This window comes from Zhongshania sp. (genome assembly GCF_041623545.1).
Lineage (GTDB): Bacteria > Pseudomonadota > Gammaproteobacteria > Pseudomonadales > Spongiibacteraceae > Spongiibacter.
The window spans coordinates 1-11235 of the sequence record NZ_JBFJWS010000087.1 but is presented as its reverse complement, the minus strand read 5'-3'; the positions used below and the strand labels follow the sequence as shown (position 1 = coordinate 11235).

Annotated in this window: 11 protein-coding genes; 6 read left to right on the top strand and 5 right to left on the bottom strand. The window is 52.3% G+C overall.

Features of this window, described 5'->3' with window-relative positions; all coding sequences use genetic code 11:
* The coding region (locus ABYT30_RS09905; RefSeq protein ID WP_373096269.1) for a protein kinase at positions 1-774 on the top strand (774 nt) is incomplete at its 5' end.
* Between the two features lie 86 nt (positions 775-860).
* Here the strand turns inward: ABYT30_RS09905 and ABYT30_RS09900 are convergent.
* The 3 genes from ABYT30_RS09900 to ABYT30_RS09890 form a co-directional block, all read right to left on the bottom strand.
* A complete protein-coding gene (locus ABYT30_RS09900; protein ID WP_373081600.1) occupies positions 861-1079 on the bottom strand; it encodes a hypothetical protein in 219 nt (72 codons plus the stop codon).
* 113 nt (positions 1080-1192) lie between these two features.
* Positions 1193-3301 (bottom strand): PQQ-dependent dehydrogenase, methanol/ethanol family, encoded by a 2109-nt coding sequence (locus ABYT30_RS09895; protein ID WP_373081602.1) that lies wholly within the window; start codon positions 3299-3301, stop codon positions 1193-1195.
* A gap of 228 nt (positions 3302-3529) precedes the next feature.
* Positions 3530-4429: a Dyp-type peroxidase gene (locus tag ABYT30_RS09890; RefSeq protein WP_373096267.1), complete on the bottom strand. Its 900-nt coding sequence runs from the start codon at positions 4427-4429 to the stop codon at positions 3530-3532.
* A 134-nt stretch (positions 4430-4563) separates the two neighbouring features.
* Here ABYT30_RS09890 and gshA point away from each other — a divergent pair, with 134 nt between their 5' ends.
* The 5 genes from gshA to ABYT30_RS09865 are packed head-to-tail and all read left to right on the top strand — an operon-like array spanning position 4564 to position 8350.
* Entirely contained in the window at positions 4564-6132 is a 1569-nt protein-coding gene (gshA, locus tag ABYT30_RS09885; protein ID WP_373081605.1) for a glutamate--cysteine ligase, read from the top strand.
* Positions 6129-6773, top strand: a complete 645-nt coding sequence (locus ABYT30_RS09880; RefSeq protein ID WP_373081606.1) for an ACP phosphodiesterase — start codon at positions 6129-6131, stop codon at positions 6771-6773. Before gshA ends, ABYT30_RS09880 begins: the two co-directional genes overlap by 4 nt.
* Positions 6774-6817: 44 nt before the next feature.
* Complete coding sequence (locus ABYT30_RS09875) at positions 6818-7312, top strand: disulfide bond formation protein B (RefSeq protein WP_373081607.1); 495 nt, start codon at positions 6818-6820, stop codon at positions 7310-7312.
* Complete coding sequence (locus ABYT30_RS09870) at positions 7312-7653, top strand: CidA/LrgA family protein (protein WP_373081609.1); 342 nt, start codon at positions 7312-7314, stop codon at positions 7651-7653. The genes ABYT30_RS09875 and ABYT30_RS09870 overlap by 1 nt, the downstream gene beginning before the upstream one ends.
* Position 7654: 1 nt before the next feature.
* The gene (locus ABYT30_RS09865) at positions 7655-8350 is read left to right on the top strand and encodes an LrgB family protein (RefSeq protein WP_373081611.1); all 696 of its coding nucleotides are present in this window, start codon (positions 7655-7657) and stop codon (positions 8348-8350) included.
* 139 nt (positions 8351-8489) lie between these two features.
* Here the strand turns inward: ABYT30_RS09865 and ABYT30_RS09860 are convergent, their stop codons facing one another.
* The gene (locus ABYT30_RS09860) at positions 8490-9080 is read right to left on the bottom strand and encodes a hypothetical protein (RefSeq protein WP_373081614.1); all 591 of its coding nucleotides are present in this window, start codon (positions 9078-9080) and stop codon (positions 8490-8492) included.
* A gap of 88 nt (positions 9081-9168) precedes the next feature.
* Positions 9169-11235, bottom strand: a 2067-nt coding sequence (locus ABYT30_RS09855; protein ID WP_373096265.1) for a UvrD-helicase domain-containing protein, incomplete at its 5' end; no start/stop codon positions are given.

The window sequence follows — 11235 nt, the reverse complement described above, 5'->3', positions numbered from 1 at the left end:
CAACAATTACCCATCGGTTTATCGCGGTGTGAAAAACTTGAATTGCTGCGAATTTCTGCCAATCAGATTACGCACTGCCCCGAGCACGTGCTTGAGCTTCCGAACCTCGCGTGGTTTGCGTTTGCTGGCAATCCTTTTAGCGAATGCAAAGCACCGCAGGCTACTGTCCCGGAAATAAGCTCGTCGCATTTAACTCTGCACGAAGTACTAGGTCAGGGGGCTTCGGGCGTTATTTCCAAAGCAACGTGGAATTCACCTCAGCATCAGTTTCCAAATGAAGTTGCCGTTAAGATATTTAAAGGCGAAGTGACCAGTGATGGCTACCCTCAAGATGAATTGCGCGCCTGCTTAAAAGTTGGGAGCCACCCTAATTTGGTTAAATCACTCGCCCAAGTAAATGAACCCGACTGCCGTGCATTGATCATGAAGCTGATACCGCCAGCCTATAAAAACCTCGGACTGCCCCCGAGTTTCGCCAGCTGTACCCGCGATATTTTCCCAGAGAACTTTTCACTCACTACGCGACAAATTAATAAAATGATTGAGCAAATGACATCGGTATTCGAACACTTGCATGCCCAGCAGGTGTGTCACGGGGATTTATACGCTCACAACACCTTATTTGATCAAGACGCCAATATTTTGTTTGGCGATTTTGGTGCGGCGTCGATGTATCACATGCTAACAGTGGCACAACAAGAAAAAATCAAAGCGATAGAGCATCGCGCACTGGGGCATTTTATAGAGGATCTATCAGGGATTTGCGCCAATTGAGATCAACGCGAAATAACTAATTAAAAAAATAAAGGACAAATCATTTAATTCGATTAGTCCTTTATCGGCTACGCTGCAAAGCGAACCTATTTCTTGCCTTTACCGTCGCCACCATCGGCATCAACGGTGAGCGATGTGTTTTCGCCATCGCTGTCGCTCTTATAACCAAAGGAGCCCTCACCCGTGTCGATACTTATTGACGTAGAGCCTTTCTCTGCGGCAGGCGCAGCAACTTTGTCGTCAGAACACGCCATTAGCAAAGTTGCAAATACCGCCAGTGTAGTTCCTATCAGAATCTGTTTCATAATTTCTCGATTGTCTATTAAGGAAACGAACGCAGGCTTTGACTGTGTGGCTTGAGCTTAGTTCAGTCTTGGTAAAAACGCCTACCTAAATTGAACTAAGCCCCAATAAGGTCTTACTTGCCAATATCGAGCTTTGCCTCCAAGCCCTCATGGGCTGCAGAAATAATATAACTGCGCAAAGCCTGCACATCAGGTTTACTCAGTACACCACTAAATGACGGCATACCACGTGAACTCAATACGCCATCGAGAACAACGGCTTGCATAGCCTCATCAGTCGCGAGTAAACCCGACCAGCGCAGGTCGGGAACCAGTCCGCTCGAGATAACATGGTCGCCGTGGCAAACGACACAATTGCTATCGTAGACCATTTTACCCTTGGCAATAGTTTGCGCATCCGCGGTGGACTCCGGTGGCGCTGGCTTTGTCACTACATTGCTCGGCAGTGCCGGAAGACTGGCCTTAGCACCCAATTTAAACACCATCAAACGTCCGACGCCGGCATCGCTGGCGGCGGGAAACAAGCCGCCGTATACCAAGGCAAAGGTACCACCCCAGCCCGACGCCACAGCAATATACTGCTCGCCATCAAGCTCATAGCTAATCGGCGGCGCAACAATGCCCGTTTGTGCAAAAAAGTCCCACAAACGTTCGCCGTTGTCGGCGCGATAGGCCACCAGCTTGGCATCAGCATTACCTTGAAAAACCAAGCCGCCGGCAGTGGAAAGGACTCCGCCATTCCACGGGCTATTGTGTTCTACCTGCCACGCTGGCTGCTGTTTAACGGGGTCCCAAGCCAGTAAGCGGCCTTTCACTGCGGCTTTTACCGCCTTGAATTGGGCTATGTCGGTGGGTAATGAGCCCATAGCACTGTCAGTGCCGGTATTCCAACCCGTAGCGTTATACGTGAAATTTTTATCATCGGCATAGACATACGGGGTTTCCATCGCGGGAATATAGACTAAACCGGTGTCAGGACTAAATGACATTGGATGCCAGTTATGACCGCCAAAAGGCCCTGGCAGCTGCATGTAAGGCGCCTTACCCCCCCAGCGCGCTTCGGGAATCTCCACCGGCCGGCCGGTATCTGGGTCAATATGCGTAGCCCAGTTGACGGGCACGTAATTTTTGGCCGACAGCAACTCGCCGCTAGCCCGATCGATCACATAGAAAAAGCCATTTTTCGGCGCCTGCATAATGACTTTACGAGGTTTGCCCTCGATCTGCAGATCAGCCAAAATCATATGCTGGGTCGCGGTGTAATCCCAAGTCTCACCGGGCGTGGTTTGATAGTGCCAAACATATTCGCCGGTATCAGGCCGCAGCGCCACTATTGAAGAGAGGTAAAGGTTATCGCCACCGCCGGGGCTGCGAATACTTTGATTCCACGGCGAACCGTTACCAACTCCGATATAAAGCAGGTCGAGCTCAGGGTCATAGGCCATGGAGTCCCAAGCCGTGCCGCCGCCACCGAATTTCCACCATTCCCCTTTCCAGGTCTCGGCGGCCGTGGCCATCGCTGGGCTCTCAAATCCTTCTGCGGGGTTGCCCGGCACAGTAAAGAAGCGCCATAGCAGAGCGCCTTTATTTAGATCGTATGCCGAGACGTAGCCACGAACACCGTATTCTGCGCCACCATTACCAATAAAGACCTTATCTTTAACGATACGCGGCGCGCCCGTAATGGTGTAGGGCTTACTCTGATCAATCGTAATGGTATCCCAGAGCTTAACGCCGGTTTTGGCGTCTAAGGCCAGTAAACGACCGTCGATTGTGCCAGTGATAATTTTGCCATCAGCGTAGGCCACACCTCGGTTCACCGCGTCGCAACACAAGTCCGCCGCTTTGCTGCGATCTACTTTAGGATCAAACTGCCAGCGCAGCGCGCCGGTTTTGGCATCCAAGGCAAATACTTTATTCCACGTAGCGGTGACATAAATTATGCCGTCCACCACCAGCGGGGTCGCCTCAATACCGCGGCTCACGCCTAAATCGAAGGCCCAGGCGAGGCCTAGGTCCTTGATATTGCTTGCGTTAATTTTCTCTAAGGGCGAAAAACGTTGCTCCGCATCACCGCCGCCATGCTTAGTCCACTCCACCACGGCCATCTTGGGTGCAGCAACTTCGGGCGCAGGATCTTTTGCGCAAGCCAATAGTAAGAGCGAAGTGAAACAAAGTAGCCCCGCCGATTTTAGTGGGGGAAACGCTGGGATTTTGCTCATTATTGTCTCCATGTTTGCCATGATTACTTTTATGAGCCTGACAATGCCAAGCAAATGGACAGGTGTAAAGCGCTGAAAGCTGGACGGGAGACGGAAGACGCAAAAACCAAACAGCGCACTGGTTTTAGCCTTAGCGTCCCCCATCTCCCGTCCCGCGTTTCTTAAGGCAAAAAAAAAGAGCGCTCATATGAGCGCTCAAATATACCTAGAGTAGGAGACTTCAAATGATTAGAGAGACCCTATTCCAGAAAGTTCAACAACAGATGGCGCAAACCAATAACTTCCGCTGACTGGGGTGGAAAAATCCGTTAAATGGTCGTGTATTCCGTCACCGGACACGCCAAACATACTGGCTAAAATGTGGTCATAACGCTGAATATCCCGACTAAAAGCCAGAAAATACAAGCCATGCTCCAGAACCCCACCATAGGGCACACTGCGCCGATATAATTTTTGCGCCTCTCCGTTAATTTTTACGTCGCTGCGACTAACGTGTGAGTTATCCGGCATGCGCTCATCATCTAGCTCAATACTATCGGGCTTGGTGCGGCCAATCACATCCTCTTGCTGGCGCTGACTGAGTGCGTGAAATCCCGCTAAATTGTGAATCCACTGCTGGCTCATTACAAAGCTACCGCCAGCGCCCACCTCGCCATCCGGAATCAATGCGACCTGCTGCTGCCCCCGCCCTTTGGGATTTTCAGTGCCGTCGATAAAGCCCGACAAGTCTCGGGAGTCTTTGTACACAAAACCAATTTTTTCAAGGCTTAGGGTGGCGACCGACACCAATGCCCCCGTAACAGCCATGGCCGCATCAAAATTTGCACTGTGGTTATTGCCGTGCACCCAAAGTAATATATCTCGCTGAGTGGAAGGGGCGATTCGCTTGCCCTCGCCAATCGCCGCAAAATCCTTAAGTGCGCTAGGCACGGCGGCTGGCGCAAGGCGTCGCCAGCAATCGGCGCCAAATGCCCAGACCAAATTCACCTCTGCACTTACCGCCAGCGCGATTACACTGCGCAGTGCCGCCTTAAGCTGCGTATCACTTAGCCCCTCAATAAGTTGATACTCCAAGAAAAAATGCGAGCTGCTACCCTCAACAAAAATTCCCGTTTGCCCTTCAGACATGTCATTCTCCAATTCTATTTGTCGTTTTATCAGCCGTTTATGAACATGACAATCACGTCATCAACAATGCTTGTTAGTAGCTTAGCGCGGATTTACACTGAGCGGCCTTTTTATGCTCCGCAGAGGATGCCATTTTGGCCACATCGTTAGAACAAAGACTGGCTTTTTTTGCAGAAGAACCCAAACAGCATCTACTGCGCCAAATTATGCGCGGTATTGAAAAAGAAAGCCTGCGCGCCGACCCCAGCGGCATGTTAGCGCAAACGGAGCATCCGGCTGCCTTTGGTTCGGCACTTTGTCACCCCTCAATCACTACCGACTTCTCTGAAGCCCTGCTTGAGTTTATCACTCCCGTAAGCTCGTCGATTGATGAAACCCTTGCCGAGCTAGACGCAATTCATCGCTTTGCCAACAGTGAACTCAAAGACGAGATCATCTGGAACGCCAGTATGCCGTGTCGCCTAGGGAACGACGACGAAGCGATTCCCGTGGCCCGCTATGGTAGCAGTAATACCGCGACCATGAAGACTCGCTACCGCCTCGGCTTAGGGCACCGCTACGGCCGCAAAATGCAAACAATAGCCGGTATTCACTACAATTTCTCCCTACCTAAGTCCTTGTGGGCAGAGCTCCACGCCACCGACGGCAGTGAATTGTTATTAGAAACCTATATTACCAATAGCTATTTTGGCTTGATTCGCAATTTTCGTCGTTACGCTTGGTTACTCGTGTATTTGTTTGGCGCCGCCCCGGCGGTTTCTCGCTGCTTTTTAAACGGGCGCCCCCACCAACTGCAAGCCTGTGGTGAATACACGCTTTACGGCCCCCACGCCACGTCTCTGCGCATGGGCGATTTAGGCTATCAAAGTGACGCCCAGAAAAACCTCAATATTTGCTATAACCACCTCGATTTCTACGTAGAGACGCTGCGCCGAGGCATAACCACCTCGCACCCAGACTACGAAGCGTTTCCAAAGGACGAGCAATTATCCAGTGGTTTGCTGCAGATAGAGAATGAATTTTACAGCCCCATTCGCCCTAAGCGCGTTACCCAAAGCGGCGAAATACCCATTGGCGCACTGCGACGTGCTGGCGTGGAATACATCGAGGTGCGCTGCCTAGACGTTAATCCGATGCTGCCGCTGGGTATCAATGCCGAACAAATTCGTTTTATAGATGCCTTTTTACTGTTTTGCTTATACCAAGACAGCCCGCCCTGTGACGACGACAGTAACGCCGAGATCACCGCGAATTTACTAGACGTGGTCAATCGCGGTCGGCAACCCGGTCTGCAATTAAGCCAGCATGGCGAGCCCCGCGCTCTGCAAGATTGGGCCGAGGAACTTATTGGCGACATTGGCAAAATTGCAGCGCAATTGGACACCGCCCATCACAGCGAAGATTACCGTGCCAGCTGCGCCCAGCAACTAGCCAAAATCCACGACCCGGCCCTGACCCCATCGGCGCAAATTGTTGCTGAACTGGAAGGCGGCGTAGAATCTTACTACCACTACGCGATGGCGCAGTCTCAGGCCCACGCCAATGATTTTAGCGAGCGCGGCCTGCGGCCCGCTGAAGCCAGCCGCTTCAAACGCCTGCAAGAGGCGTCTTTGGTCGCACAAGCCAAGCTCGAAGCAGAACAAGCGGGTGAGGATTTTGAGGAATACCTTGCCCGCTTTTACGAGCAATACCGCGAACTGTGAACTATCTGGCCCATTTTCTCCTTGCCGAACAAGTGGCGCAGCGCTGCGACCTCAGCACTGACGGCTTGTTGGTGGGCGGTTTGTTAGGGGACTTTGTAAAAGGCCCCCTGCGGGGTGATTTCCCCAGCCCTTGGGAGACTGGCATTCGCCTTCACCGCCGTATAGATGCACTTACCGACAGTCACCCGCTAGTCAGCCACTGCCTAGAGGCGCTACCGGCAAACTACCGTCGCTATGGTGGCATTATGTTAGACGTCTGTTTTGATCACTGCCTGAGTATGAATTGGCGGGACTTTCACCATCAAGATATCGTCACGTTCACGTCACAAAGTTACCGTAGTCTACTGGATCACAGCGAAAACTTTCCGACTGCCGCCAAACGGCAGATTCGTTTTCTCGCTCAATACGATGTGCTGAGCAAAATGGACGATTGGCGCAATATCGAAGCCATGCTCGGGCGCATTGGTCAGCGGGTTAAGCGCGACAACCCCTTAGGCCATTGCGGCCCCGAGCTCGCCCACTTACTACCGTTAATAAACCAGCAGTTTGCAGCTCTGTACCCCAATTTAATGACGCAATTATGCGAAGAATTCTCGCCTAATGCCGCACTAACCCACCCGACCAAGGTCGGACTTGTCTGATATCGGATATTCCCCTACTGTATGGCGCATACGGAGAGACCCAAATGCCACTGACATCCCGCTGGATTTACGCTTTTATTGTATCTTGCTGCTCAGCCTTACTCGGGTATGCACTTTATACCCAATACTTCGATGGCCTTCATCCCTGCCCGCTGTGTATTACCCAACGCGCCTTTTTTGTACTGACGGCGCTGGTCGCGCTAACGGCCTTGATCGTTCACCCGCAACAAAAAGGTCGCTACCTCAGCGCGGGCTTAATGCTACTGTTTACCGGCCTCGGTGGCGCTGTCGCCTATCGCCAAGTGTGGTTGCAGGGCCTACCTGCCGACCAAGCGCCAGCTTGTGGCCCTAGCCTAGAATATATGTTCGCGAATTTACCTTTTAGCGAAGCCTTTAGCACCCTCATGATCGGCGACGGCAATTGCGCCGAAATTGTGTGGACACTCTTCGGCTTAAGCATGCCCAACTGGTCCTTGTTTGCCTTTATTGGTTTGGCGCTCTGCGCCATTGTTAGCGCCTTACCGATGGTTAAGCGTTAATGCTGGCAGGCTTCCTCACGCTACTCGGCTGCCAATTAATCGGTGAGTTTTTACAGCGCGCCTTCAACTTGCCACTGCCCGGCCCCGTCATTGGCATGTTTCTATTATTTTGTGGCCTATGCCTAAAAGGCAGTGTGCCAAAGGATTTAGAAACCGGCAGCCAGAAACTCATTGAATTACTTCCCTTACTACTGATGGCACCCGCCGCCGGGGTATTTTTCCTCGGTGCAGGCTTTGCGGACCAATGGCCCGCATTTATTGCAGCAGTCAGCCTTGGCACAATCAGCACATTAGTATTTTGCGGCCTATTAATACGCTTTTTACAGCGCAGGAATGGCTGATATGAGCGAGTTATTCCACGGCCCACTCTTTGCGATATGCCTCACCCTATTAGCTTATCAGGGTGCCATGTTCCTGTATTTGCGCAGTGATCGCGCGGCGCTGCTTCACCCAACAATCAGTGGCGCCACGCTCATTGCAGTCGCGCTATTTAGCTTGGGCCAGGACTACCACGCCTACTACCGCAATATCGACTGGCTGACCTTTTTACTCGGACCCACCACCGTAGCGTTAGCGGTACCTCTTTATCGGCAGTTGCATTTGCTGCGCAATATGGCTGGGCCACTGCTAATTACCGTGAGTACCGGCGCGGTGTTCGCGTCAGCATCTGCGCTAATTATCGCCTGGCTCTTTGGCGCCAACCAAAGCACATTACTATCGCTAACCACCAAGTCGATTACCACGCCTATTGCGATCACCGTCACGCAAGATATTGGCGGCATTACGACTATCGCGGTGGCCTCTGTTATTTTGACCGGTGTTGTGGGTATAACCACCATTACGTGGTTGTTTAATAAGCTGAATATTCAAGACGATCGGCTTTGGGGATTTTGCTTGGGCCTTGCCGCCCACGCTATTGGCACCTCCCGCGCTTTTGAACGCAGCCCCGTTGCCGGCGCCTTTTCCAGCCTAGCGCTGTGCTTAACGGGTGCATTCACCGCCATCTTCGTTCCCATTGCGGCGCGTTGGTTTTTATAATTTGAGCTTAGTGCTCAACTAAAAGCCCAGTACCCTGACCGAGTGAAATAGAAACCAAACTGCTGACAAGTATGGTTTCGAAGAGGGGAGTATGCGAGCAGACCAACAACACAATGCAGTGAGCTGGTCGCGATCACGCTTAGAAGCTAAAGGTCAACGGTTCCTTGCTTTCGCTTTTCACAATGATCGGCAGCCGGAAGTCCGCCGCCATTTTTTTCACGGTATATACGTGATCTCGGCTGACGTGCTTATAGCTAAAATAATTATCACTGAGTGATTGAATTGCATAGGCATCATAGTGATCAGCATTGGTGGGGTCTGCCGGTTTCATACCGTCGACCGTTAGCCAGCCGCGAAAAATGCGGAAATAAGTGCCACCTGACACGCCCCAAAAACCGACTTCAGACTGCGAGCGAACATCGCCATTTTTAGCGGTAAAACGGAAATCGACTCGGTAAGTACCATCCGCGGAGCGCTCAGTTAACCACTCTTTTTGACCACCATCGGTGGTTTTGCGAATGCCGTACCACTTACCTAACAGCATCGTTCGGGTATTGCCGGTCACGATTTTTGGCGACGGCGTAGGCGCGTCTGCTTTTACATCTTCGCTCCGCTCTTGGACATGGCTTTCTAAGTTTATTGGGATCGGGGCCGCCTGCTTATTGGTTTTAAACTGGCTACAACCAGCCAGTAATACCGACAAAACACTGAAATAAAGCGCTTGTTTCATGTAAAAACCATTCCCAAATTCGATCAGCACAGCCACTGAATAGCCCATTGAACACCGACGTCCACGGCCGGAATTTCGCTCGGCTTAATTATATTTCCTCCAACTCCAGCAACCGCTGATGAGCGGGGAAATACAGCGCCGTCACGATCGCGCATTCTACCCCAGTTGCGCGTAAAGCTTGTGCATAAATCCGCATTTTTTCGCTATATCGTTCCACTTGGGCAGCCAAAAAGTGATCAATACTGCCGCGGGTGCTGGCTGTTTTATAATCGACTATCCAACAACGGCCTTGATCGATAAACACGCGGTCTAAAATTAAGGTCTGCCATTGCCCTGCCAACATCCGGCGAATGGTTTGTTCGCTCTCCTGCCATTGGTAACTCGCCAGAATCCACTGACCTTTGGGACAATTAAGGGTATTGGTTAATAAGCCCAGCACCCGCTCGATACTGTCGTCTAAGCCGGGCTCAGGATGGCAGTGGTGGCGCAGGCGCTGGCTTACGCCTTGGCGCAGGCGCACTTGATCAGCGGCCCAGTTCGCACCGCCCCCGCCAAGGCGCTCCATCAACTCGTGGAAGACAATACCGACGGCACGCTCTTCAATATTATCTTCCAACACCGCATTTTCAGTTTGACGCTGGGCGCGTTGCAAAGGCGACACCACCGGCTCCGGTGGCTGCCATACAGGGCTAAGTTCGATGCGGTAATCCCGAAGCCGCGGCGCCAACGGCACTCGCATAGGCGCGACAGCATCATCTTGCTCAATAATCTCGGCCCGCTCAAAAGTGTCGCCAACACTATCCCATAAGCGCGCCAACACACTCCCGGCGTTGGCCGCGACATCCCCCTTGCTATTGATTTGGCAAACGCCAAATAAATGCAGCTCACGCTTAGCGCGGGTCAAGGCCACGTAAATCAGTCGGTCCATTTCTTCATCTAGGGCGCGGCGCTGGCTTTCGCTCATATAGTTGTAGAGCTTATCTGCGGCTTTATCGCTGTTGTTGCGCTGTGGCTTGGGCGCAAAAATCATATGCCCCCGCAAGCGCTGCCAAGCCAAAAGATCACGGTCGGCGTTACGACCTGCCGAACCTAGGCCCGGTAAGATAACGACATCAAACTCCAAGCCCTTGGATTTATGAATCGTCATTAATTCGATATGACTGCTTGGCGGGGCCGCGTATAGGCGCTCCAGGGCGCGCTCTAAGCCCTGAATATCTTCCAGTAAACCTGCCGGCGCGTAGTCGTCTAATAAGCGCAGCACCCGGTCAATATCACTTTGCTGATGCGCTTCAATACAGGCCGGGCCACCGAGAAGATGCCAAGCACTGCGCAATGCCCAGCGCAAATCCCGACTGTCAGGGCAGCTTTCCAACCATTGCAGGGTGCTGCGCAAGCGATTCACCGCGCGTCGCCCATCCTCGCTAAGGTGAGTGCATAGCGCCTCATCCATTATCGCGTCGCGCAGTAGACCGTTGCCTTCACGCAATTGCAGCAGATCGTCCCAACTTACCCCCACGAAAGGCGCGCGCAACACACTCGCCCAGGCAACATCGTCGCCCTCATGCCACAGCGCCCGCAGCAGGGCCATAAAATCCATCACCGCAGGGGTGGTACCGAGACTGTCGATATCTTGACCAGAAAAACTCAAGCCCGCCGCCTTGAGCGCCGGAATAATATGTTTTAAATGGCTCCGACTGCGAACCAGAATAGCCACCGACGACAATTTGCCGATCTCGGCATCCCGAGCGTGTAAATCGACAAGATAGTCAGCAATCTGCTTGGCCTCAGCCAGTGCTGCCCCCGCTTTCGCATTCACCCCTTTGGCTAAAACCTGAGGATGAATTTTTACCATACCCGCATTGCTGCGCTGAGGCAGCGCTGCTTCGTAATGGCGACCTCGGTCGGTAAACAACACTTTAAAACAATCATTAACCCAGTTGACTAGATCAGGAGATGAGCGGAAATTGGCCCTGAGCTGGAGCGGAACAAGCGTTTTGCCGGCGAAGTTACCGCGCTGCATGAGCTCATCAAACAAGCTAACCAAGCTGCCGCGAAAGGCGTAAATAGATTGCTGTAAGTCACCGCAAAAAAACACGCTGCGGCCATCGTTATCTTCCCAGCCCTGACACAGGGCCTCGAGTAATTCGATCTGGCT